This window comes from Marinobacter sp. (assembly GCF_052091845.1).
Taxonomy (GTDB): Bacteria; Pseudomonadota; Gammaproteobacteria; order Pseudomonadales; family Oleiphilaceae; genus Marinobacter.
This window is the reverse complement of the sequence record NZ_JBQDCO010000008.1, coordinates 1-23,834: the sequence shown is the minus strand read 5'-3', so window position 1 is coordinate 23,834 and position 23,834 is coordinate 1. Positions and strand designations below refer to the sequence as shown.

Sequence of the window (23,834 nt, the reverse complement as noted above, 5' to 3'; positions counted from 1 at the left end):
ACAAGAGCACCCATCGCCCCGCCTTCTCAGTCGCGTTACTGTAATCCGACTCCTCGTTATCTCCCCGGAACATGTAAATACAACCTTAAAACCTGCAATCATTTGGATCTAAATGATGCCTTCTACGTAAGGTATCTTTCCAGCAAATCATATAGGACAGTCTATGACGCCTACTATCGCCATTCTACTGATCATTACCTTCGTGCTGTCGACGGTAGGTCTGTTGCTGCTGATCTGGTCTATCGCCAACAATCAGTTCAGCTATGGCCAGTCAGCCGCGCGCACCATCTTCTCCCCGGGAGAAGAGGGTCACAGTGAAGACCCGGCGCTGGCAGACAAACCCGATTTCACCGGTGACACCTCAGCGCAGGCGAGCGCCATCAAGGCTCGCTGGACAGCCGATCAGTCATCCAGAACCGCGGTGCTAACCTGGCTGAGCTCCGCTGTTTTCTGGCTGATCCTGGGCTCCTTTTTCGGGCTGGTCACCTCCCTGAAAATGCACCTTCCCGAATTTCTGGTCTCCAGTGAGTTTCTCACCTTCGGCCGCGTGCGCCCCGTGCACCTGAACGCAGTCACCTATGGCTGGGCCTCCATGGCGGGCATTGGTGTCGCGCTATTCCTGATTCCCCGGCTCTTCAAAACCGCACTGGCTGGCGGAAAGTACGCCGTGAGTGGCGCTTTTATCTGGAACATAGGCCTGGTCCTTGGATTGGTCGCCATTACTCTGGGTTACTCCGACGGTGAGGAATGGCTGGAATTCCCCTGGCAGATAGACATTCTGTTTGTTTTTGGTGGTGCTCTATGCGCGATTCCGCTGCTGCTGACCGCAGCCAATCGCCAGGTGGAACACCTTTATGTCACCAGTTGGTACTTAATGGCCGCGCTGGTCTGGTTCCCGATTCTATTCCTGATTGCCAATCTTCCCTTTACCTTTCCCGGTGCGTCCGGCGCTACGGTTAACTGGTGGTTTGCCCACAACGTTCTCGGGTTGTGGGTCACCCCCATTGGCATTGGTATCGCCTACTACATGATCCCGAAGATTCTCGGCCGGCCTATTATTTCCTATCAGCTGTCGCTGATAGGGTTCTGGTCTCTGGCACTGTTCTACAGCCAGGTTGGTATTCACCACCTGGTTGGCGGGCCCATCCCAACCTGGCTGGTAACACTTTCAATCGTCCACAGTGTAATGATGTCGATTCCGGTAATTACCGTCGCCATTAACCACCACGGCACTATGATGGGTAATTTCAAGCGTTTGAAGGACTCTCCCACTCTGCGTTTTGTGTGGATCGGCGCATTGATGTACACAGCGTCTTCGCTGCAAGGCTCTATGGAAGCACTGCGAAGCATAAACGTGATCACCCACTTTACTCACTACACCGTGGCCCACGCCCACCTCGGGATGTATGCCTTCCTGAGCTTCATTCTGTTTGGTGCCGTGTATTTCATTATGCCCCGCCTCACCAATTGGGAGTGGCCTTGGCGCAGGTTGATCAGCCTGCACTTTTGGCTGGTCAGCATCGGCGTTCTGATTTACTTCGTGTCACTGACCGTGGGCGGCTGGCTACAAGGCACGGCTTTGCTCGATGCCGAAATGCCATTCATGGACATTGTTCGCATGACACTTCCGGCACTTGAAGGCCGCACCATTGGTGGCGCCCTGATGACTCTGGGGCACATAGTGTTTGCCTTCCACTTTGTCGCGCTGCTGATGCGCCGTGGCGCTGGCAATGAGCAACCCACTCTCTTCCGCCCTGCAGTTAAGGAGCCCACTCAATGAAACGCGCTCTCGCAATTATGGTAGGTGCGGCTCTGATTCTGCTGCTTGCCACACTCACACTGGTGGTTATGCCGTACCTGCAAATGTCGGCCGAACAGATTCCACCCGACCTCAAACCGTACACTGAAAAGCAGCAGCGTGGCCGGCAGTTATATATAGCCAACGGCTGTGTTTATTGCCATAGTCAACAACCCCGGGACCCGAGCTTTGCGCCTGGAGACCGGGACAGAGGCTGGGGGCGCCCCTCCGTGCCCGGTGACTACGCTTACGATCAGCCACACTTGCTGGGCACCATGCGCACCGGCCCGGATCTGTTCAACGTCGGCGCCCGGCTACCCAGCATCGACTGGCAATTACTGCACCTTTACAACCCCCGAACGGTTCACGAAGACAGCATCATGCCCTCGTATCCGTTCCTGTTCCGCCATGTGGAGGAAGCTGCAGAGGGCGACAAGGTGGTCTACCCACGGGAGCCTTATGCTCCTGAATCCGGGCAGATTGTTGCCACTGAAGATGCGCTTGCGTTGGCCGAATATATGCTCGCTCTTGACCATACTTATCCGGCACCGACACTGCCTAAATCCGACGAACCCAAGGAGTAACGTGCGCCATGAATGAACATGATCAGCGCGCTCAGTTTCGCGAAGCGCCCGAACCGGAAGAAGGCACTCGCACCACTCCAAAGATTGTCTTGGCCTATATAGCCATCCTGATTGTTTGGGGCGTGGGCTACTACGCCTGGCAAATCGGCAAGCCTTTGCAAGGAGGGGACAGTCGCACGCCCGTTGCGGCTGAGCATCAGCAATCCCAGCCGGCAAACGTTGCAGGTTCAGACAGTTCTGAAGCTTCAGAAGGCGCTGGCACACCCGCCGACGAAGCATCCGGCGCGGACGGCTCAAGTAAACCGGACGCCACGACTTCAAAGGGTTCAGACACCGCAGAAACCGCGGACGCCGGGGAGGCGCCAGACACGGCATCCGCAGAGAATTCAGGGGCAGATGCTAACAGCACCGCAAAGGCAGATGGCGAAGCGCTCTTTGGCGCCCACTGCAGCTCCTGTCACCAGGCGAATGGCCAGGGCGTTCCCGGTGCGTTTCCACCATTAGCAGGCAGCAAATGGCTGCAGGCCGACCCCAATATCCCCATCGCAATCGTTCATGATGGGCTGGAAGGTGAAATTGAGGTGGCGGGCAATACCTTTCAGGGCATGATGCCTCCCCTTGGCGGCCAACTTTCAAATGCAGAAATAGCCGCGGTGCTGAGCTATGCGCGGAGTGAATGGGGTAACGACGCAAGCGAGGTCAGCCCGGACACAGTCGCCAAACACAAAGAACGTTTCGGTAGTCGTGGAAGCTGGTCTGCAGACGAGCTAACGGAGGTTTTCGGGGAACACTAAAATGCCCGACAGCAGCAAGAGCACAGAACAGGCGCCTGGGCACCAAAAGCCCGAACAGCAAGATATCCTGATGATTGAGGGGATGCGCTGTGGCAGCTGTGCTATCGCCGTTGAAGCGCTGCTGAAGAAACAACCTGGGGTTAGCGACGCGGCAGTTAACTTTGCCGCCGATGTGGTCCTGGTATGCTGGGAGAACGATAAGCCCCCACTTGCTGACCTTCAAAAAGCAGTGGCTCGCCTGGGATACCGGCTGCATGGCTCCGTTGATGCCGAACGGAGTAAATCCCAAGCAGAATCCGTGCGCAAGCATTTGCAAAGACGGCTGGCCGTTGCGGTGGTTTTTGGCATGTGGAGCATGATGCCCGCCTTGCTGATCTACCTTGCGCCGCTTGGTGCGGTAGAGCCAGAGGTGCTCTGGCCGCTTGCGCTGGCCAGCGGTTTGTTTGCAATGCCGGTGGTACTTTATTCCGGCTCTCACTTTTATCGCGTAGGTTGGCGCACGCTCATTGCCGGCGCACCCGGCCTTGATAGTCTGATTTTTATCGCGGTATTTGCCGCCTGTATCATCTCGGTTTGGCAACTCGCCGCCGGCAGCTACCATGTGTATTTTGACGCAGCCGTTATGCTGATCACGTTCCAACTGATCGCACGGCTGCTGGACACCAGCGTGCGCCGGCGCGCTTCAGAGATTATCCGCCGCTATCTTCAGGATGTGCCAGAACAGGTCACTTTGAAAATTACCTCCGGCCACTTCGAAACCCGCCCCGCCAACGACGTTCACCCCGGCGAACACATTATTCTCAAAGCCGGTGAGCAACTGGCTCTGGACGGCCAGATTATTTATGGACAAGGCCAGGCGGACCTGTCGATGTTAACGGGAGAGCACTTGCCACAATCCTTGAGGTCGGGCGCGGAAATGCTGGCAGGTTGCCAGCTAGTGGAGGGCGAGCTTGAGCTGCTGGTAACAGCCGGTATTGGTGAACGCCGAATTGACCGGCTATCCCGATCCATCAGTGCCCTGCTCAGCCGAAAGACCACCTTGCAGCGGCTCACAGACCGTATTGCCCGAGTGCTGCTACCGGTTATTTTAATCGCCGCGGCTGTGGCCGTGGTGCTGGCGTTTATTCAGGGAGTACCGGCCCCGGAAGCCGCAGCTCGCGGGCTGGCGGTTATGATCATCAGCTGCCCTTGCGCACTGAGTTTGGCCATTCCATTGGTGATCACCATGGGCCATGCTCACATGGTCCATCGTGGCATCGTGTTGCGAGACCCGGCGGCACTGGAAGCTGCCGCCGAGGTGGGCGCGATTGTTTTCGATAAAACCGGCACGCTGACCACCGGCGAGCCGAGTGTCGATCACATTCACCCCGCCAGGCCATGGACCGAACGCTCGCTACTCCAGTTGGCGCAAGCCACTCTTAGTGACTCCCAACACCCTGTCGCCAGAGGGCTTAGAGCAGGCGCTGAGATGCCCCAAGCCATAACGCCAGAAGGCACCCGGGAAAGTATCGCCGGCGCAGGCACACGCTGGATCAGCGGCGAGAACACCGCATTGGCCGGGCAAGCCAGTTGGCTTCGAGAACAAGGCATTGAGGTGCCCGCCAACGAAGATACCGGCATGAACATCCACATAGCTCACAACGGGTGCTATGCCGGAAAAATCGGATTTCAGGAAACCCTCAGGCCCGAATCTGCGCCTACCATCCGGCGATTGGCACATCAGGGGCACACTATTTACCTGCTTAGCGGTGATACCCGAAATGCCTGCTTGAAACTGGCCGAACGCCTTGGCATCCCGGCCAGGCACGTGATGTCAGGTTACTCCCCGGAGCAGAAGCACAGCTTTATGGAAAACCTGGAAAAACAAACCAACGCCGTGTTTGTAGGTGATGGTCTGAACGATGGCTTAGCGTTGGCAGGCGCCAGACTCGGTATCGCCGTGGGCAATGCAGCCTCCGCCACAGGCGCGGCGGCTGCCGTTTATCTCACCGAAAGCATCGCCAAAGTGCCAGACACCCTGCTGCTGGCTCAACGGGCTCGCAAACTCATGCGGCAAAATCTGTTCTGGGCCGTAAGCTACAACGCCCTGGTTGTCCCTCTCGCCGTCATCGGATGGGTACAGCCGGTTATTGCAGCCATCGCCATGTCCCTGAGCAGTTTGTGTGTTCTGCTCAACAGCTTGCGCATGCAAAAGCAGATGCCCGGCGATGCCCCGGACGCTCCGCCATCGCCCCAGGCTACAACCTCGCCGGCCTGAGTGACCGCAACAGCCCCAAAAACGTCACCGACCAGGCGAGCAGGGCAAGGTAGAAAAAACTGATGGGTATGAAATCGAGGAAATGAAAGCCCAGGGCGCCCGCCATCTCATGGGTACTGGCCGCGTACATGCCCAGCGGGAACACCGCACCCCAATATAAAGGGTCGTATTCCAGCGGGAATTTCTTGTACACGTGCCGCCATATACCCAGAATAAACAGCATAGGTATCCACCAGGTTCCTGTGGCCCAGTAAAAAACCGAAAAACCTTTCAAAAAAGGAAGCAATGAATCCAGAAAAGGCGCGTCTTTCACGTTAACGATCAACAGCGAACCCGCCAGTGTCGAAATTGCCATAGCCCCCATGTTTATCCAATACGGGGGGGCAAGATCACCCGGGGAGAATTTGAAAAACGTATAGCGGTAAAAGATCAGCGACATCATCCAGATGTACAACATACCGCCCCATAGCCACATGGATAACGCCAAAAAGTTAACCCCAAGCTTGTAGGGTTGCGGCATACCCACCGCAATTAACGCACTGAGCACCGCAATGGACTGGGTTGCCACCACTGCCAGTAGCCACCCGCCAGTAATACCTTTATTCAGAGTTGGCTTTTCCTCTTTAACCGTGAACGCCGTAAATATGGTGTAGGTCATTGTCAGCCAAAGAACAATCGCAATCACCCAGAGCACGCGGCCGGCCAGGGTAAAATCCGTCAGCATAATAAACTGACTACCAAGCACGCTGGAGCCAGCAGGTAAGGTGAAAAAGCCAGGACCACGAAGGTGATCTATAACATCAAGTAAGAATTCCCGACGATAGACCAAAAAACGCGCAATTGTGGCAACCCACAACACACCGTAAAAGCACAGGTTCAGATAAAACAGACTGTGCGCCACCAGCTCAAAATCCAGGAAATGCGCCGTTAAAGAAATGATGCCAGTGGCCATCACCATACCAAAGTAGGCCGGTGACAGGCCTTTCAAATCATGTGTCATAACCTGCCCGCCTGCTTTTATTAATCTGGTGCTGATCCACCCTGGAAACAACGCACATTCTAATCCACCACCAGATCGGTTCAAACCGAACCCTGGCTTCGCCAATTAATCGATTTTACGGGATTGTTTTATATAATTTACCCATTTCACAGATGATTTATTCCGTAGCATTATATTCATATACCGATTTATCTGGAGCAGGTCATCATGTGGATTCGAGATTACCGAAGACGAGCAACTGGATACAGCCGAAGCCAGAGACTGCCTGGAGTGGATCAAACACCAAGGCTTTGCTCTGTCAGTGGATGACTTTGGCACGGGTTACTCAAACTTACCGAAGGTGCGAGACTTGGACTACAACACTTTGAAAATCGACCGCAGTTTTGCGCTTGATATCGACGCCGGTGGTCTGGGTGCTGCCCTCATCCCGCTGATGATTCGAATAGCTAACGAATTGGGCATGGACGTTGTGGCGGAAGGTATTGAAACAAATACTCAGGCGACCGTTGTGTGGGATATGGGGCCAAATTCGAACAGGGCTGGGCTTTTATGCCGGCATAGGAACTGGAACGCCGTTTACTCAAACCCGAGTCCATGATCCAATAACCCGCCTAAAGCTGATATTCCTCTCCAATAAGGACACTGCTCTATGGCGTTTAAGCTAAACATCGTAATCTGCAGCACCCGCCCCGGCCGCATTGGCCCATCCGTAGCCGCTTGGTTCCGGGATTTTGCCGCAAGCAACTCCGGCTTTGATTGCGAACTGGTAGACCTGGCGGATTTCGACCTTCCGGTTTATAACGAGGCCAAGCACCCGCGTTCAGGTATATACGAACACGCACACACCAAAAGCTGGTCGGAGAGCGTAAATGCAGCAGATGCCTATGTATTTGTAACGCCTGAATACAACTTTTGCCCACCCCCGGCCTTTGTGAACGCGTTGAATTACGTTTACAGCGAGTGGAACTATAAGCCGTGCGGCTTTTTAAGTTATGGCGGTGCAGCCGGCGGGGTACGTGCAGCAACTCTGGCTCGCCAGCTGGTAACCACCTTAAAAATGATGCCAATGGTTGAAGGTGTGATGGTGCCCATGGCGTGGAATCATTTGGATGACAACAAGGTGTTCCATTCCAACGATCTTATAGACCCCTCCGCCACCGCAATGCTGACCGAGCTGGAAAAATGGACTGTGGCGCTGAAAACCATGCGTTGAGAGCACGATAAGCAGCGCAAACTATTCAGAGAAGAGAAAATAACGGAGCCCTGGGCGGGCTCCGTAGCCAGACATCAGAACAAACTGGCGTTTAACCACATGTGGGTTGCAATAGATGCCACATAACCCAGCGCAATTACCGGTGTCCAACGCAGGTGCGACATAATGGTGTAGTAGCCCCGGGCCTGGCCCATAAGTGCCACGCCAGCTGCAGAGCCAATAGACAGCATAGAGCCGCCCACACCCGCGGTAAGCGTGACCAGAAGCCACTGGCCATGGGACATGTCCGGCTCCATGGAAAGCACTGCAAACATCACTGGAATGTTGTCGACGATGGCCGATAAAAAGCCCACGGTAATGTTGGCACCTGTGGCGTTCCAGCCTACATAGAGCAGTTCGGACACCTCGGTCAGATAGCCAATGTACCCTAGCCCGCCCACACTCAGCACAACGCCGTAGAAAAACAACAGAGTATCCCACTCGGTGCGGGCCATTGGATTGAATACGTCAAACGGTGCTGCTTTATCCAGTCGCGCCAGCAGCCGGGTGTTGTGATGGTTTTCTGCCCAGACGCGCTCACGGGCGACACCCCGCTTGAAGCTTATGCGCAGGTAATAACCCAGCAACTGTAAGTAAGCCAGGCCCATCATCATGCCAACTACCGCTGGCAGGTGCAGGAAGTTGTGTCCCAGTACGGCGGTGGTGATGGTCAGTAAAAACAGCACAACAGTGCGACGGGCACCACGTTTCATGATTACCTCATCGGTTGCTTTTCCTGGTGGCTCACCCGGGATGGCAAAGCTCATAATAATAGCCGGCACCAGGTAGTTCACAGCAGCCGGAATGAACAACCGGAAGAATTCCGTGAATTCGACCACGCCTTTCTGCCAGACCATCAGAGTTGTGATATCGCCAAACGGAGAAAAAGCTCCACCGGCGTTTGCCGCAATTACGATGTTGATACAGCCAAGGCCAATAAAGCGGGGGCTGTTTTCACCCACCTTCATAAGCACCGCGCACATCAATAACGCGGTAGTCAGGTTATCGGCGATAGGCGAGATGAAAAAGGCCAGCAACCCGGTAATCCAGAACAGGCTGCGATAACTGAAACCTTTATTCACCAGCCAGCCCCGAAGCGCATCAAAAAGCTGACGTTCCTCCATGGCGTTTATATAAGTCATCGCCACCAGCAAAAACAGCAAAAGCTCGGAGTATTCCAATAAGTTGTGCTTCAAGGCTGCATTGGCGCTTTCTGTATCGCCATTCATCGCCGCCGCTCCCGCAACCAGGAACCAAATCAGGCCAGCTGCCAACAACACAGGTTTGGACTTGCGCAGGTGCAGCTTTTCTTCAAGCATTACAAACGCATAAGCAATCACAAAGATGATTATGGCAATGTAGCCCACAGGGTGGTGCGTGAAGCTTGTCACGCCGGGTTCTGCGGCACTTGCAATCGTGCTGAATCCAAGTGCAAACAGCCCGGACAAGACCAATGCCATCCTCGCAATAGCACGCGGATGGCCTCGCCGGGCGGGTAGGGTTTCAGAACTGCGGTTTTCGGTCATGGTACCTGGCTCAAGAAAGGTGTGTGGAGGGTTAAGAAACGGAGCAAGTTTAGCAGACCGGATACTCACCTAGATTGACCTAGGTCGTTCGCAAGCTATTGTCTGCAACATGCCTCTAATAACCACTCGTCAAACCCGCTGATAGCAACGGGCACCACATTTGAGCATCTCGGTATTTAGCTATATGGAGACTGAATTATTGCCGAGGGCTAACCCCGGCTTTTTTCCCACACAGTGAGTTCGGAAAAACTATGCTGGAACTTGTTGCGGGTTTCGCGAATCACAAACGGCAGGCTCCGAGGCTCTATCAATAACGAGAAATGTGGCGCCAGAATGTCGCGTAGCCCATCAAAAGTCGTGTAGTCCTGACCGTCTTTTTGGAAGCCTCCCACCCACTTGTCCTTTGGCGTATAGTCTTCCAGCCACGTGTAGGGTGAGGCAATCAGTAAGAGGCCATCCTCGTTCATTCGCTCATGTATGCGAGTCAGGAATAACGACGGATCATACAGGCGGTCTATCAGGTTGCCGGCCAACACCAGGTCGTAACCGGTGAACTCAGGTTTAAGGTCACAGGCATCCCCTTGATGAAAAGCTACCCGCGGGGTAGTGTCTTCAAGGTCCAATGATGCCAGGGAGCGCTCCTGATAACTCACCAGGGCACCCTCTTCAGGGCGGGCATAACGAACCACCTTATCCCGGGCCATCGTCCTGCACTGCTCAACAAATTTATTGGAAAAATCGATACCATCAACGTGCCCAAACACACGAGCCAGTTCAAAACTGGTGCGCCCGCAGGCGCAGCCAATATCCAGTGCTCGCCCTAATGTGCGGCCATCCATCGCATCTATCGCCACGTTGGCTAACCCACGAGGAAAGCTGGCTTCACCATGCCACGGCTCACCAAAGTGAAACTCCAGGTACTGGGCCAGCGTCGTGTCATCTTCGTAATAAGCGGTTTGTTGCACAAGGGTGTCCTTCACATTAATGGGCGTTACGCTACCTCAGCCATTCCAAAATGGCCCGGGGCATCACTGGCGTCGAATGTTATCGTAGCATCATGCCGTTCTCGCTATGAAGCGAGGAACCCATCGGAAATCGGATAAGACATTATGAGCCACTACCCAGACTATTCACTGCTGGAACTCGCCTCCGTTCGTGAGGGTGACTCCGTAGGCGCCACCCTGGCAAACAGTGTGGCCTATGCCCAGCATGCCGAAATGCTCGGATTTAAACGTCTCTGGCTGGCCGAGCACCACAATATGGAAGGCATCAGCAGCTCCGCCACCTCTGTGTTGATCGGCCACATTGCCGGCAAAACCCAAAACATCCGGGTAGGCTCCGGGGGGGTGATGCTGCCCAACCACCCGCCTCTGGTGATCGCTGAACAGTTCGGAACACTGGAAAGCATTTACCCTGGCCGCATTGACCTGGGCCTTGGCAGGGCACCCGGCACTGACCCGATCACGGCCCGCGCTCTGCGGCGTGATGGTCTGGGTGCCGAGCAGTTCCCGGAAGATGTCGCACAGCTGCAAAGCCTGCTGGCCCCGCTGCGGGCCGGCCAACCCGTGAAGGCCATCCCCGGTGCCGGCACCAATGTACCTGTATGGCTACTGGGCTCAAGCCTCTACAGTGCACAGCTTGCAGCCATGCGCGGTCTGCCCTACTCGTTTGCCGGACATTTCGCTCCGCGCCTTTATCGCGAAGCTTTGAAGGTCTACCGTGATAACTTCCAGCCATCGGAACAACTGAAACACCCTTATGCTGTGCTGGCGATTCCAGCAGTCCCTGCCGATTCTGTGGAAGAAGCTGAATACCTGGCCACCACCAGTTACCAGCGCATTCTCTCGCTGTTCAAAGGTCAACCGCTATGGCTCAAACCACCTGTGGCCTCCATGGACGGCCTCTGGAGCGCCGGCGAAGAAGCCACAGTAAAGGATTTTCTGGGGCTTCAGGTACTCGGTGATGCGGCTGCCATCAAAGGCCAGCTCAACCAATTGTTGGCCAGTGTAGAGGTAGACGAACTCATGTTTACCGTAGACATTTATGACCCGGAAAAGCGCCGACATGCGCTGGACATACTCCAAGACACCCGGCAAGGCTGATGCATCATGAACACCAGAACCACTCATGTTTTTCTCTCACATGGCCTTGAAAGCGGCCCTGGGAGCACTAAAATGCAGGCTCTGAAAAACATCGCGGAGACCTTCGATAACGTTCAGGTCTATGCAATTGACCACCGGAGTAGCAAAGACCCGGCTATACGCATTGCCCAGATGAATGATGCGATTTCTGCCAGTGGTGCGGCCCCGGAAAACATCATTCTTGCCGGCTCAAGTATGGGTGGTTGGGTCTGCGCCCAGACCAGTGCACACACACCCGTGGCAGGGTGCTTCCTGCTGGCGCCCGCACTGGCAATGCCGGACTACCCTCTGTCCAGCCCTGTTATAAAGGCAAGGCATGCACAGATCATTCATGGCTGGGATGATGATGTGGTTCCGCCTATGCCGGTCATTGAGCTCGCCCGGCTGCAATCGCTTCCGATACTCGTCTTGCCCGATGGGCATCGCTTGGAAAACAACCTTGAGAGAGTTGTTGAGGAATTTCGCGCTTTCCTTTCCAGGTCAGGGCTCGGACAATAAACCGAGCACAATAAAACTGACCTTTTCCTTGCTAAAACGAGCAAGCTTTGCCAACTTTCACGCATAGACCATGATGAACACCAGGGAAGAAACAAAGGAACAGGCGGATGAACATAACAAAAACAATCATCAGGCTGGCTGGCGTGTCCCTGCTGGTACTTGGGGCACTCACAGTGACCAACGCTGCAAATGCTGACACATGGCGCTATGCGCATGAAGAAAACAAAGGCGATGTGCAGGATATATACGCCCAGAATTTCAAGGAATATATAGAAAAAAATTCCGATCACACCGTCCAGATATACCGCTTTGGTGCACTCGGCGAATCCGATGACATCATGGAGCAAACCAAGGCTGGCATCCTGAATTTCGTCAATCAGTCACCTGGTTTTACCGGCGCTCAAATTCCAGAAGTTCAAATTTTCTTCATTCCATACCTCATGCCCACCGACATGGACAGGGTTGTCACGTTCTTTCGCAACAGCACCGCTATCAACGAAGATTTTCCAAAGCTCTATGCAGATAATGGTCTGGAGCTTTTGGGCATGTACCCTGAGGGTGAGATGGTTATTACCGTAGATGAAGCCTTCACATCGCCAGAAGGCCTGAAAGACAAGAAAATGCGGGTAATGACCAACCCGCTACTGTCTGCCACGTACTCTGCCTTTGGTGCTATTCCCGTGCCGCTGCCTACTGGTGAAGTATACGGTGCCTTGCAAACCAGCATAATCAACGGCCAGGAAAACCCGATTTTCTGGATCGAATCCGAACAACTCTATGAGGTGTCCCCAAATCTGGTTTACACCAGCCATGGCTGGTTCACTACGGCTGCGATGGCCAACAAGCGTTTTTATGACAAGCTACAAAACAAAGACAAACAGCTGATTAAAAGCGCAGCAGATCACGCTTTTGAGGAAGTGATCGTTCACATTTCAGGCCTTGCCGATAAAGCCCTTGAGCGAATCCAGGCGCGTAACGACGAAGTCACGGTTACCCGTTTGGATAACACTCAAATTGAAGCATTCAAAGCAAGAGCACAGCAGGTGGAGCAGAAGTTTATTGAAATGACAGGAAACAGTGGAAAGGAGTTGCTTCAGCAATTCAAGAAAGACTTGAACAACGTACAACACCGGCACTAACAAGCCTTGTTAAAATGCAAGGTGGCGAAGGTTGCCTGATGCCTGTACTCTAATAATACGTACAAGCCGAACCTTGGGGCTGCATACTAACCCACCTGGCCCGGCTTCCTTAGCGGCGCAGCCCATTTTTATGGCAGCGCTAATGGCCGTCTAACAAAACGGGACGAGACATGGACGAAACGGATCAAGCCAATCAGAAAAAAGACCCAGTTCAACAAAATGCTTTCCTTTCGGCGCTCAACTCCATAGACAAAGGTCTTGGCTGGATAGAGAAAACCATTATATCCACCTGCATTCTGTTGATGGCGCTGTTAATGAGTGCACACGTTGTGGGGGGCCTTCTCTTTAATAAAGGGATTCCGGGCACCTACGAAGTCACCGAAATGCTCATTATCGTGACCACCTTCGTGGGCGTAGGCTATGCCGCACGCTGCGCGCGGCACATTCGCATGTCGGCCATTTATGACATGTTAGGCGACGGCCCCCGCAAGGTTCTGATGATTATTCTCAGCATCGGCACTGGCGCCCTGATGTTCTACTTTGCGTACAAGTCTGCCCAGTACGACATAGCTCTGTTCGATCGCGGCCGCGTCAGTTCATCCCTGCAAATCCCCCTTTGGACAGTCAACCTGGCTCTACCCATTGGCTTCACACTTGCCGGAATTCAGTATGTTCTGGTAACACTCCGAAACCTGTTCAGCGAAGGTATCTATCGCTCGTTTACTGAAAAGGAAGAATTTAACGAGCTACCACTGGATGACAGTGGCGAGAGCCATACACCCGACGGCCCTATGGGTCCCTGACGGTCTCAATGAAATTCGCAGATATATAATTCAAGCGCACCACAGGCTGATTTCGGGGGAAAACAATGCTGACTCTACTAATAATAACCATGGTAGTGCTGCTGTTAATGGGGTTCCCGATGATGGTTCCCCTGGCGATAGGCACGCTTTTCATGATGTTTACGGACATGACATTTTTCGGTCCGGACCAGGCCATCAGCTGGATGGTCTCAGGCGTTGGTAGCTGGGTTCTGGCTGCTGTGCCCATGTTCATTTTTGCAGCCGACATTCTAACCAAGGGCCACACCGCCAACCGGTTGCTGGATGTGGTTGACTCCTTTACCCGCCATATTCGTGGCGGCCTGCCAATTACAACCGCCGCATCCTGCGCACTGTTCGGTGCGGTATCTGGCTCAACCCAGGCGACCGTTGTCGCCATGGGCGGCCCCATGCGCCCACGATTACTCGCCAAGGGCTATCCAGACAGCTTCGCACTGGCGTTGATCATCAACGCCAGTGATATCGCCCTGCTGATCCCACCCAGTATCGGCTTTATCATCTACGGCGTCGTCATGAAGGCCTCTATCGGCGACCTGTTCCTCGCCGGGATTTTGCCGGGCATCCTTATTCTGGCTATGTTCTCCATCTACTGCTATGTCGGTGCTCGCATCAAGGGAATCGAGCCAGACCCCCGCGCAACCTGGGGTGAGCGATTCCGCGCTGTGCGTAAAGCTATCCTGCCCATGGGTTTCCCGGTTATCGTTGTTGGCGGCATCTATGGCGGTTACTTCAGCGCTGTAGAGGCGTCTGCGGTTGCTGTGGCCTATGCTCTGCTGCTGGAAGTGGTCATTTATCGTAAGGTCGCTATTCGCGAGCTCCCCGAACTCGCTTTGTCTACGGGCATGATTACCGCCGTGGTTTTCATACTGGTGTCTATCGGGGCCGCATTTTCTCAGGCCCTTGGCACAGCTGGCGTTCCCGAGCAACTTCTGGGGCCGGTCATTGAAAGCGTAGGGGATAGCCAAACTCTGGCCCTCATTCTGATTGCTATCGCATTTTTTGTCGGCTGCATGTTTGTCGACCCAATCGTGGTTATTCTGATCCTCGTGCCCATCTTCAAGCCTCTGGTGCAATCCACAGGTCTGGATCCGATACACGTGGGGGTTATCGTTACGCTACAGGCGGCCATTGGCTCGGCTACACCGCCGTTTGGCTGCGACATCTTTACTGCAATTGCCGTGTTCCGCAGGCCTTACCTTGATATCGTACGCGGTACGCCGCCGTTTATATTCATACTGCTGCTGGCCACTGTGCTGCTCATCATATTTCCGGAAATCTCATTGTTCCTGCCGTCAATCGGCGGCGATTAACAACGAAGGCAGCCGTTCATTGAACGGCCATAAAAAAACCCGGCCTGTTGGCCGGGTTTTTTTATTCAAGACTGACAAGCTTATAAAAGCCGGTAAGCCTTGTGGTCTGGATTAAGACTCGGCGTCGCCGTATGCCTCCAACAGAATATCCAGAGACTTCTTGGCGTTCTCGCCTACGTCGTCAATAAATGTCTGACGTACTGGCTTCGCCATTTCGCGGAACTTCTCACGCTGCTCATCGGTCAGCTCAATAATCTTGATGTCACTCTTGGACTTGATCTTATCCAGGCGCTTTTCGTTAAACTCGCTCTGAATCTCATGCCCAGTCTTAACAAGATCACTGGTCACCTCCTTGATCATCTTGCGCTGATCGTCAGTAAGGCCTTCGTACCACTCAAGGTTGCCCATCATGGTGGCCACAAACTGCGCCTGCTTGGCAAAGATCATGTAGTCCTGAACTTCGTAGAAGCCCATTTCCTCATGCGCAAACACCGGTTGGATGTTGGCATCGGCCTGACCTTGCTGCAGTGCGCTGTAGAGCTCGCCGTAAGCAATGGTGATTGGAGACGCGCCGTAAGCCTGATAAGTAGAGCGTAACAGGCTGTTGTCCATGACCCGAATGTTCAGATTGCTCATGTCGTCAGGTGATTCGATGGACTTGTTCGTTGTCCATACCTGATAGCCTTCAGCCAGCTCTGCCAGTGGTACAAGCCCTCGCTGCCGGAACGACTGCTGCCAGGGCTCGCTTTGCAGGAACTCATCGGAGTTGAGAACCTTAACTGTCTCAAGCTGGTCTGCCGGCATAACAAAGTTCAAGCTGAGCAACTGGCTTTCCGGCACAGTGCCACCCAGGGCCCCTGAACCAAAGGCCAGCTGAAGAGAGCCACTCTGTACGGCGTCGTAGAGCACGGAGTAAGAGGAACCCCACTTGCCATAAGGGAGAAGCTGCACGGTCACATCACCGTCACTCTTTTCCTCAATGGCTTCTTTGAACGCTTCTGCGTACTTGGCCTGAACACTACCCTCGATTTCCTCAAGGCCGAAACGCCATGTTTCTGCGTTTGCAGCCGTCGCTGCAGAAGCAAGACCAACTGCTGTCGCCAGACACAATGTTTTGTAGAATTTCATACATTCTCCTTCATGAAGCCGGGATAGTGATGGTTAATACAGAACGTCGCCGCGCTTCTGCTTTGCTGAGCACCTGCTGCCTGAAGGCAACCGGGGCCAGCGCGCATTGCGGTAGCTCTCTTTCCATTTCCGTATCTCCCGTGGCCGCATTCACCCCGCCCATTAAGGGTTCGGCCATATCCAGTTTATATTTAGGGCTTTTTTAAGCCGCCTTCTGCTGGCGGCTTCTTTATGAGCTTCGCGCTCACAAAAGTCTACATTCAAGTAACAATGGCAAATGAAGCCACTCAAGGCAAGAAAGTGGCGCAATACCTACCGTCAGCTTCCTGTTCGAAACCTTGATTACGAAGAGTATAGTTCAACACTGCCAGTACGTGTACGGATCGGAGACAGTGTGATGGGGTGATGGCACTGCAGGCCACAAGCCCCGGCTGCTGCGGCCGGGGGCTTGTGGTGGAAGGCTTTTACTCGCCGGCAATACTGTTGAGATAGGCTTTATCTGAAATATTGGTCCACTGACGGACCTGCTTCAGGTAATCAAACTGGGAATCAATAATCTCTTTCGCCAGTTCGTCTTTTTCAGCAGCCTCTGCCAGCAACTTATCAGTTGCATCGCGCATGGCTTCGATAACTTCCGGCGGGAAAGTCTTGTGCGTGACCTCTGGATAATCTTCCTTCATACGATCCCAGGCTACGCCACTTTCGTGAGTGGTCTGAATGTACATGTCATAGGCCGCTGTACGCATGGCAACACGCAGAATAGCCTGCAAATCCTTGGGCAACTTGTTCCAGGACTTTTCGTTGATCAGGAACTGAACCTCAGCCCCTGGCTCCTGCCAGCCTGAGTAGTAATACTTTGCGATCTGGTGAAAGCCCATGGGGAAATCAAGCGCCGGCCCGACCCATTCAACGGCGTCAATCGTACCGCGCTCAAGGGCAGTGTATAGCTCGCCGGGGGGCAGGTTGGTTACGGCAACACCCAGCTCAGACATAACCTCGCCCGCAAAACCCGGGGTGCGCATTTTCAGACCCTTGAGATCCTCAACCGAATTGATCTCCTTGTTGAACCAGCCGCCCATTTGGTTGCCGGTATTGCCGCCCGGGAACGAAAGCAGGCCGTAGGGTTCGTATACCTTTTGCATCAGCTCCATACCACCGCCGTGATAGAACCAGGCGTACATTTCTGGCGCAATCAGGCCAAACGGAGTCGTGGTAAAATACATGGCATTGGGAATGGTGCCCTTATAGTAATAAGAGGCGGTGTGCCCCATGTCGTACTGACCATTGCGCACCATATCGAAAATGCCAAACGGGGCCTTGTGCTTGTTAGCGCTGTCGATACGAATCTTCAGGCGACCACCAGACATTTCTTCGGCCATTTCGGCCATATTCTCGGTAGTTTCACCAAGAATCGGCGCATTAGGGCCCCAGGTTTGTGCAAGTCTCAACGTATGGTTTTCAGCCGCAACGCCGAGCGAACTAACAGAGAACAGCAACGTCGCCGCTGTTATTCTGAATAGACGAGTCATCATTGTTAACACCTTTTATGGTTTGGTTTGTCGCGTTATTATTATTGAAACGTATGCAATACTAGACGGTCGCCAGCATCCACGCCACCAAACAACCCTTAGACCTTAAACTGACTTATCAACCCCCGCAGGCTGTTCAAAAGCTTCATAACTGCAGGTCCTTGGGAATGTGGCGAACTGTCTTGATTCACTATCGGCCAAACGCCCCGAACCTTGAAGAAGATTAATGTGTTATTCAGTCAGAAATCAGCGACAGCCCCTTCTTCGCACTTGCGGCAATCAAGCTCAAAACCCAACATGGAGCGCCGTCCCTCTTCAGTAGTTACCCAAGGCCTGTTAACCCAAGGCGGCGTATGGCGAACATGCTGGTTGTGACCACAAGCCAGGCGGGCGACCCAATGGTCTTCTTCATCTTTGTGATATCCAATAATCGGCTGCTTCATACCGCCCAAGTTAGCTGACTAGACTGCGCATGAAAATCGCAGGGCGCACTGGAAGCCCTGCCAGGTGCCGAAGCAAAGCCCACTTCAATCGCTCAACACGCCCGGGCCAGTTGGCCGGCAGGCTGATTTCCATCAAAAGATTGGGGCCTACTTTGGTCATTTTTACGGGGTCTGCATATACTGCCCAGGCATACCGCGCGCTCTGCTCCAACCACCAGGCAAAACCAAAGCCAACCAGAACGGCGGCACTGAGCACTGCATCCATAAACCATTGCTGTTGTTCTGCAATAACCAAACCAGAGAACCCGGCACGCCCAGCCCATTTCAGATACAGCCACACGGCCACACAGCCCAACACACTTACGGCGGCAAATATCAGCGCCCTGTCTGCACTTACTGCTCTGCCACCTTTAAGCAAGGCCACAATAGCCGATACCAAAGAGAGTGCGCATACTAGAGTTATCACTAATCCTTTGACAGCGATTACCAGCGGCTCAGCCGGGTGACTCAGGACGATCTCATTGACTATACGGAAGTCACGCTGGCGTTTATGCATAACGACCGATTGGAAGCAGAATCGCCAGAAACGGCCAACTACCTGGCGTCTACTCAATATGAGTTAATTCGGGATGCGGTGATTGATGGCGCCGGATGGGCGGATTTACCCTTGCCACTAATTGCCGACGCTCTATCCCAAGGCTCACTTGCAGTGATTCACCACCGCAGCGCCAAATGGTGGAAAGTGTTCAGTGCTTTCGAATCTGAACAGGCACAGGGCGGCGCCGTGGTAGGGTGGCTGGCCGCTGAGTTGGAGCAGTATCTGGGATCGGTAGAGTAACCTCTGTCTTCAGGCTGGTTTGGCGCGCTCAGCCCAGGCCGACCATGAATAAAGCCCCAGAGCCACCCAGATCATGATAAAGCTCACCAGTTTTTCAATACTCAGGGGCTCGTGGAATACCGTCAATGCAATCAAAAACTGAATAGTAGGGTTGATGTACATAAGAAACCCGACAGTAGACAGCCTCAACCGTCGAGCCGCGCCTGCAAAAAACAACAAAGGAATAGCAGTGACAATGCCGCTAGAAAGCAACAAAAGTGCCGTGCCTGTGTTGGCACCAAAATGGGAAGCTCCCGCGTAGCTGATACCCGCCAGCGCCAGAAGCCCCACAGGCAGCAATAGCAGCGTTTCCACAAACAGCCCCGAGAGTCCATCCAGTACTACCTGCTTACGCAGCAGCCCATAGGTTCCGAAACTGAACGCCAGTACCAACGTAATCCAGGGCACTACGCCCAAAAGAAATAACTGGAAAAGAATAGCGATGGTGGCCAGCATCACCGCCACAATTTGAACTCGTGAAATGCTCTCCTTGAGAACCAGCATGCCCAGGCCTACGTTCACCAGAGGTGTCAGAAAGTAACCCAGACTGGCCTGCAACACTTGCCGGCTTTCCACAGCGTATATATAAACGCCCCAGTTTACAGCTATAAGCACCGCACAGCCGAGAACAAAGCCAAGCTTTTCAGGCCGCGCCAGCGCCGCCATAACCGGCGGCCAGCGCTTCAAAAAAGTGACGATAAGCGCTAAAAACACACAGGACCAGAGCACCCTGTGAATAACCACTTCCCAGGCAGGCACACCCTCAAACAAAGCGAAGTAAAGCGGGAAGCAGCCCCAAATGGTGTAGGCGCACAGGCCGTAAGCAACGCCTTTTGTAGTTTCCTGTGCCGCCATATCAATAGCTTCCTTATTACACGATAATAATAAATCTAACATACTCCGCTGGTGACGACCTTGGGCAATATGTCTTAATCTGACAGGCACTCGCGAGACTCGCAGAACACTGACATTGAAGGGAGAGCAGGTTATGAAAACAGCACAGGATTTTGTCGCCGAAGCCAAACAGCACATTCAGGAAATTTCCCTGGCGGAAGCCGATAGCGCCATTCAGGCTGCAGACTTGCTGCTGGATGTTCGTGATAGCGACGAATACCGACAAAGCCACATCCCCCAGGCGACCAATATTTCCCGAGGCTTACTGGAGTTCAAGTTCAGTAACGACCCGGTGTTGGCCAACCGTGATATGAAGATTGTGGTTTATTGCAAAACGTCAGGCCGTGCGGCACTGAGCGCCCAAGCCCTTCAGGAAATGGGCTACCTGAACGTGCAATCTATTGAAGGCGGCTTTGATGCCTGGCAAGAAGCCGGTAAACCTACCGCCAAACCGGAACTGCCAAACTTCGGTTAATCACAACGAAGGGCGCCCGGGTTTCCGGGGCGCCCTTTACCTGGCCAAGCGCGGTTTTATTGCCGCTTGGTAACCGCCATGGTCAAACGGGACATGCAGGTGAGCTTGCCCGCTTCATTTTCTATGCGAATCTCCCATACCTGTGTCGCGCTGCCAATATGAACCGCTCTGGCCGTTCCGTATACCCACCCCCTGGTGGCGGGACGTATATGGTTGGCATTGATATCCAGCCCTACGGCCACGGTATTCGGATCCTTCAGGCAACAGTTGGCAGCCATACTGCCCAGCGTCTCGGCCAACACGACCGATGAACCGCCGTGAAGTATGCCAAAAGGCTGAATAGTGCGCTCATCAACCGGCATACGGCCTTTCACAAAATCATCACCAATTTCAGTGTATTCAATGCCCATGTGACTGACTGCTGTATTCATACTGGCTTTGGCCAGATTCTCGAGATCCGGCTTCACGTTCCAGATTGTCATGGTGAAAAAACTCTCTAACGGATTGTGGAAATCATCTTTACGGCCTTAGGGCCGAAGAGACATGTAGCGGGCCGCATATTCATCGATTAACTCATCCAGGCGACCAGAATCGACCAGTGTATATAAGCTGTCTGCAATGCGCTCACGTAATTCGAAGGTGTTGCAACGCGAGTCCTTGGAGAAAGTAAAAAAGAGCCCTTCGTTACTGATGGGCACATCCAGCACCACAAACTTTTCGGCCAGTCCTAAACGCTCAAGTTTAACCTGCCCTTGCAAGCGCTCATAAAGAACATAATCAACCCGCCCGGCGAGCGCCATCTCAAAGGATTGTTCGATGGTTCGCACATTGACGATTTGCAGGTTTTCCTTCGCATATTGATCGAACCCCTCGCCGAAACTGTTGTTGATCAGCGTGCTCCCCTGTTTGCCCTTCAAATCCGGCCAGTGGCGATACTCAAACACCCGGTTTACAGGCACCCAGACAGTCGCTTGCAGGTGGGTAAACGGCGGCAGCAGATAGTCCATATACTGAATACGCTCCGGTGTAATGAACGCTCCGGCAATCATATCCAGCTCGCCAACCCTGGCAAGACGCTGAACTCGTGCCCACGAACCGGGGCTCTGAACATCGAGTGCGATACCAAGAGGCTCAAGAATTTCCTCTAATAACGTTATGGCCGCACCTGTTAATTGTTCGGGAGCATGGGGCTTTTCCCATAACAGAGGGGGATACTCCGGGTTGCCGCTTACTGTCAGCGTCTTGCATGAAGGCTCCGCCATGGCTGACTCACAGAAAATGATCAGAGCCAGTAGCAAAGGAAGCGATCTGAAACAGTTGGGCAACATCTGTTTTATGAAGGCTGACAATTACACACCACCCTGTTTTCGAACATAAAGCCACATTACATTTTGGCCGGAGGCGACAACGTTATTGCACAGTATAGGCGCTCTCGGATCTGGCAGCGGCCAATCTTCGTAAAACCCAACCTGACATCACGGTTGAATTAATGCGCTAACACCACCACAAACTGTAGCAGGTCCTGAAAACAAGTGGCCCTTACTTCTCAAAGAAAAGGACAGGCACTATGAACGTTCTCATGGTTCTAACCTCACACGACCAGATGGGCGATACCGGACACAAAACCGGCTTCTGGCTGGAAGAATTCACCGCTCCCTACTACGTATTCCAGGAAGCCGGGGCAGACATAACCGTCGCATCGCCCAAAGGCGGCAAGCCCCCGGTAGATCCAAACAGTGAGGCTGAGGAAGCCCTGACGGACACCACCCGCCGCTTTCAGGCCGACGCCCATGCCAAAGAAGCCCTCGCCAGCACGAAAAAGCTGGGCGACGTGGATATGAACGATTTTGACGCCGTCTTTTACCCGGGCGGTCATGGCCCACTGTGGGATCTGGTTAACGACGACAAATCCATCGCCCTGATCAAAACCGCTTACGAACAGGACAAGGTGATTGGTGCAGTGTGCCACGCACCGGCTGTTTTCAGGAACGTGGAAATCAAGCCGGGCCAGAATCTGGTTGGTGGCCGCGAGGTTACGGGCTTCAGTAACAGTGAAGAGGAGGCCGCCGGCCTTACTGACATTGTGCCTTTCCTGCTAGAAGACATGCTGAAGGAAAACACCGCCACCTACACCAAAGGTGACGACTGGGCACCGCACATTGTTGTGGATAACAAGCTGATTACCGGCCAGAACCCGGCCTCATCCGAGGGTGCAGCCAAGGCTGTGGTTCAGGCACTGCAATAAGCCCAACCCTGTGATACTTCTCCGGCGTGGCCATTTGCTCCGCCGGAGAACGCTTACTTGTATGATTTCAGCCAATTAAGCACCAACATCCTTCAGTCTGTGCTAACGTTTTGAAGAACATCTCAAAAGGCTGGCTTTTCATGAGTAACCCAAAACACACCCTTTTCTGGATGACCTTCTTTCTCGCGGTTGTCGCGATTGTTGGCGTTTTAATCCACAAGCCCCTGATATCGGCCTTTATGGCCAACTGGGTTTTCAACCTGATGATTGTCTGCGTGCTGATCATAGGTGTCGGCCTTGCCTACCGCCAGGTCTTCACCCTGTTCCCCGAGATGCGCTGGATTGCCCAGTTTCGCACCGGCCACTCCGGCCTTTCGGTGGTACAGGAACCCCGCCTGCTAAAACCACTGGCCCGACAGTTGGGCGAAGAATCCAAGCGCGACCGGTTCAAACTTTCCACCTTGTCGCTACGCACCGTTCTGGATGGCATTCATTCCCGAATGGATGAACAACGCGAAATCACTCGCTACTTCATCAGTTTGCTGGTTTTTCTCGGTCTGCTGGGCACCTTCTGGGGTTTGCTTGGTACCATCAACGCGGTGGGTGAGGTGATTACCAATCTGGATATGGGTCAGGGTGATTTCGGTAAGGTGTTTGCCGATTTGCAAGCCGGGCTGCTAACGCCCTTGCAGGGTATGGGCACGGCATTCAGCTCATCACTGTTCGGCCTTGGCGGCTCTCTTATCCTGGGTTTTTTGGACATTCAGGCGGGTCATGCACAGAACCGGTTTTATGACGGCCTGGAAGAATGGCTTACCGGCGTAACCAACCTGGTAGACCCTTTCAACAGCGATGAAAGCCAGCTATGAGCGGATCAAGACGCCGAAACCGCAGCAGCATCAATGTTTGGCCGGGGTATGTAGATGCCCTCTCCGCCTTGCTGATGCTGGTGATTTTTATGCTACTGGTTTATGTGGTGAGCCAGCTCTACCTGTCGCAAACACTGTCTGACCGCAATTCCGAGCTGGCGCGCCTCAACCAAAGGCTTAAGGAGACTCTGAATAAGTCTCAAAATCGGCGATAATACAGCCATCGTCAACCG

At 53.6% G+C, this 23,834-nt stretch carries 25 protein-coding genes and 1 pseudogene; 16 read left to right on the top strand and 10 right to left on the bottom strand.

Annotated elements, in window-relative coordinates; genetic code table 11:
• The first annotated feature begins 163 nt into the window (after window positions 1-163).
• The 4 genes from ACTHYN_RS04215 to ACTHYN_RS04200 are packed head-to-tail and all read left to right on the top strand — an operon-like array spanning window position 164 to window position 5,433.
• Window positions 164-1,780, top strand: coding sequence for a cbb3-type cytochrome c oxidase subunit I (locus tag ACTHYN_RS04215; protein WP_441811255.1), 1,617 nt, complete (start codon window positions 164-166; stop codon window positions 1,778-1,780).
• Complete coding sequence (locus tag ACTHYN_RS04210; RefSeq protein WP_441811254.1) at window positions 1,777-2,382, top strand: cbb3-type cytochrome c oxidase subunit II; 606 nt, start codon at window positions 1,777-1,779, stop codon at window positions 2,380-2,382. The genes ACTHYN_RS04215 and ACTHYN_RS04210 overlap by 4 nt, the downstream gene beginning before the upstream one ends.
• Window positions 2,383-2,390: 8 nt before the next feature.
• A complete protein-coding gene (locus tag ACTHYN_RS04205) occupies window positions 2,391-3,176 on the top strand; it encodes a c-type cytochrome (protein ID WP_441811253.1) in 786 nt (261 codons plus the stop codon).
• 1 nt (window position 3,177) lies between these two features.
• On the top strand, window positions 3,178-5,433 hold the full coding sequence (locus tag ACTHYN_RS04200) for a heavy metal translocating P-type ATPase (RefSeq protein ID WP_441811252.1): 2,256 nt from the start codon (window positions 3,178-3,180) through the stop codon (window positions 5,431-5,433).
• On the opposite strand, the gene ACTHYN_RS04195 is transcribed toward ACTHYN_RS04200, so the two are convergent.
• A complete protein-coding gene (locus ACTHYN_RS04195; protein WP_441811251.1) occupies window positions 5,414-6,433 on the bottom strand; it encodes a tellurite resistance/C4-dicarboxylate transporter family protein in 1,020 nt (339 codons plus the stop codon). The genes ACTHYN_RS04200 and ACTHYN_RS04195 overlap by 20 nt on opposite strands.
• A gap of 169 nt (window positions 6,434-6,602) precedes the next feature.
• Here ACTHYN_RS04195 and ACTHYN_RS04190 point away from each other — a divergent pair, with 169 nt between their 5' ends.
• Both ACTHYN_RS04190 and ACTHYN_RS04185 read left to right on the top strand, forming a co-directional pair.
• The gene (locus ACTHYN_RS04190; protein ID WP_441811319.1) at window positions 6,603-7,031 is read left to right on the top strand and encodes an EAL domain-containing protein; all 429 of its coding nucleotides are present in this window, start codon (window positions 6,603-6,605) and stop codon (window positions 7,029-7,031) included.
• Between the two features lie 51 nt (window positions 7,032-7,082).
• Window positions 7,083-7,646, top strand: a complete 564-nt coding sequence (locus tag ACTHYN_RS04185) for an NADPH-dependent FMN reductase (RefSeq protein WP_441811250.1) — start codon at window positions 7,083-7,085, stop codon at window positions 7,644-7,646.
• 74 nt (window positions 7,647-7,720) lie between these two features.
• Here the strand turns inward: ACTHYN_RS04185 and nhaD are convergent, their stop codons facing one another.
• Window positions 7,721-9,211, bottom strand: a complete 1,491-nt coding sequence (nhaD, locus tag ACTHYN_RS04180) for a sodium:proton antiporter NhaD (RefSeq protein ID WP_441811249.1) — start codon at window positions 9,209-9,211, stop codon at window positions 7,721-7,723.
• 209 nt (window positions 9,212-9,420) lie between these two features.
• Window positions 9,421-10,176 (bottom strand): putative 4-mercaptohistidine N1-methyltransferase, encoded by a 756-nt coding sequence (locus ACTHYN_RS04175; RefSeq protein WP_441811248.1) that lies wholly within the window; start codon window positions 10,174-10,176, stop codon window positions 9,421-9,423.
• Between the two features lie 144 nt (window positions 10,177-10,320).
• Here ACTHYN_RS04175 and ACTHYN_RS04170 point away from each other — a divergent pair, with 144 nt between their 5' ends.
• From ACTHYN_RS04170 to ACTHYN_RS04150, 5 genes are all read left to right on the top strand, one after another.
• Window positions 10,321-11,313, top strand: coding sequence for an LLM class flavin-dependent oxidoreductase (locus tag ACTHYN_RS04170; protein ID WP_441811247.1), 993 nt, complete (start codon window positions 10,321-10,323; stop codon window positions 11,311-11,313).
• Window positions 11,314-11,319: 6 nt separating this feature from the next.
• Window positions 11,320-11,850, top strand: a complete 531-nt coding sequence (locus ACTHYN_RS04165) for a YqiA/YcfP family alpha/beta fold hydrolase (protein WP_441811246.1) — start codon at window positions 11,320-11,322, stop codon at window positions 11,848-11,850.
• A gap of 107 nt (window positions 11,851-11,957) precedes the next feature.
• Window positions 11,958-12,989 carry a TRAP transporter substrate-binding protein DctP gene (dctP, locus tag ACTHYN_RS04160; RefSeq protein ID WP_441811245.1) on the top strand — a complete coding sequence of 344 codons (1,032 nt, stop codon included), beginning with the start codon at window positions 11,958-11,960 and terminating at the stop codon, window positions 12,987-12,989.
• 170 nt (window positions 12,990-13,159) lie between these two features.
• The gene (locus ACTHYN_RS04155; protein ID WP_441811244.1) at window positions 13,160-13,792 is read left to right on the top strand and encodes a TRAP transporter small permease; all 633 of its coding nucleotides are present in this window, start codon (window positions 13,160-13,162) and stop codon (window positions 13,790-13,792) included.
• A gap of 65 nt (window positions 13,793-13,857) precedes the next feature.
• Window positions 13,858-15,141, top strand: a complete 1,284-nt coding sequence (locus ACTHYN_RS04150; protein WP_441811243.1) for a TRAP transporter large permease — start codon at window positions 13,858-13,860, stop codon at window positions 15,139-15,141.
• A 111-nt stretch (window positions 15,142-15,252) separates the two neighbouring features.
• On the opposite strand, the gene dctP (ACTHYN_RS04145) is transcribed toward ACTHYN_RS04150, so the two are convergent.
• The 4 genes from dctP (ACTHYN_RS04145) to ACTHYN_RS04130 all read right to left on the bottom strand — a co-directional run bounded on the left by dctP (ACTHYN_RS04145) (window position 15,253) and on the right by ACTHYN_RS04130 (window position 18,707).
• The gene (dctP, locus tag ACTHYN_RS04145; RefSeq protein WP_441811242.1) at window positions 15,253-16,269 is read right to left on the bottom strand and encodes a TRAP transporter substrate-binding protein DctP; all 1,017 of its coding nucleotides are present in this window, start codon (window positions 16,267-16,269) and stop codon (window positions 15,253-15,255) included.
• Between the two features lie 464 nt (window positions 16,270-16,733).
• Window positions 16,734-17,798, bottom strand: coding sequence for a TRAP transporter substrate-binding protein (locus ACTHYN_RS04140; protein ID WP_441811318.1), 1,065 nt, complete (start codon window positions 17,796-17,798; stop codon window positions 16,734-16,736).
• Between the two features lie 239 nt (window positions 17,799-18,037).
• Window positions 18,038-18,241, bottom strand: coding sequence for a DUF3565 domain-containing protein (locus ACTHYN_RS04135; RefSeq protein ID WP_441811241.1), 204 nt, complete (start codon window positions 18,239-18,241; stop codon window positions 18,038-18,040).
• Window positions 18,242-18,251: 10 nt separating this feature from the next.
• A complete protein-coding gene (locus tag ACTHYN_RS04130; protein WP_441811240.1) occupies window positions 18,252-18,707 on the bottom strand; it encodes a cation transporter in 456 nt (151 codons plus the stop codon).
• A gap of 36 nt (window positions 18,708-18,743) precedes the next feature.
• Here ACTHYN_RS04130 and ACTHYN_RS04125 point away from each other — a divergent pair, with 36 nt between their 5' ends.
• Window positions 18,744-19,079 (top strand): hypothetical protein, encoded by a 336-nt coding sequence (locus ACTHYN_RS04125; RefSeq protein WP_441811239.1) that lies wholly within the window; start codon window positions 18,744-18,746, stop codon window positions 19,077-19,079.
• Window positions 19,080-19,088: 9 nt separating this feature from the next.
• On the opposite strand, the gene rarD is transcribed toward ACTHYN_RS04125, so the two are convergent.
• Window positions 19,089-19,973 (bottom strand): EamA family transporter RarD, encoded by an 885-nt coding sequence (gene rarD / locus ACTHYN_RS04120; protein WP_441811238.1) that lies wholly within the window; start codon window positions 19,971-19,973, stop codon window positions 19,089-19,091.
• A 133-nt stretch (window positions 19,974-20,106) separates the two neighbouring features.
• Between rarD and ACTHYN_RS04115 the strand changes: the two genes are divergently transcribed.
• Entirely contained in the window at window positions 20,107-20,487 is a 381-nt protein-coding gene (locus ACTHYN_RS04115; protein WP_441811237.1) for a rhodanese-like domain-containing protein, read from the top strand.
• Between the two features lie 56 nt (window positions 20,488-20,543).
• On the opposite strand, the gene ACTHYN_RS04110 is transcribed toward ACTHYN_RS04115, so the two are convergent.
• Both ACTHYN_RS04110 and ACTHYN_RS04105 read right to left on the bottom strand, forming a co-directional pair.
• Window positions 20,544-20,969, bottom strand: a complete 426-nt coding sequence (locus ACTHYN_RS04110) for a hotdog fold thioesterase (RefSeq protein ID WP_441811236.1) — start codon at window positions 20,967-20,969, stop codon at window positions 20,544-20,546.
• Window positions 20,970-21,014: 45 nt separating this feature from the next.
• Window positions 21,015-21,749, bottom strand: a complete 735-nt coding sequence (locus ACTHYN_RS04105) for a substrate-binding periplasmic protein (RefSeq protein ID WP_441811235.1) — start codon at window positions 21,747-21,749, stop codon at window positions 21,015-21,017.
• Between the two features lie 305 nt (window positions 21,750-22,054).
• Between ACTHYN_RS04105 and ACTHYN_RS04100 the strand changes: the two genes are divergently transcribed.
• From ACTHYN_RS04100 to ACTHYN_RS04090, 3 genes and pseudogenes are all read left to right on the top strand, one after another.
• The gene (locus ACTHYN_RS04100) at window positions 22,055-22,732 is read left to right on the top strand and encodes a type 1 glutamine amidotransferase domain-containing protein (protein ID WP_441811234.1); all 678 of its coding nucleotides are present in this window, start codon (window positions 22,055-22,057) and stop codon (window positions 22,730-22,732) included.
• 140 nt (window positions 22,733-22,872) lie between these two features.
• A complete protein-coding gene (locus ACTHYN_RS04095) occupies window positions 22,873-23,601 on the top strand; it encodes a MotA/TolQ/ExbB proton channel family protein (RefSeq protein WP_441811233.1) in 729 nt (242 codons plus the stop codon).
• Window positions 23,598-23,786: pseudogene (locus tag ACTHYN_RS04090) on the top strand (peptidoglycan -binding protein); the annotation flags it as partial. The gene ACTHYN_RS04095 and the pseudogene ACTHYN_RS04090, both read left to right, overlap by 4 nt.
• Window positions 23,787-23,834 lie beyond the last annotated feature (48 nt).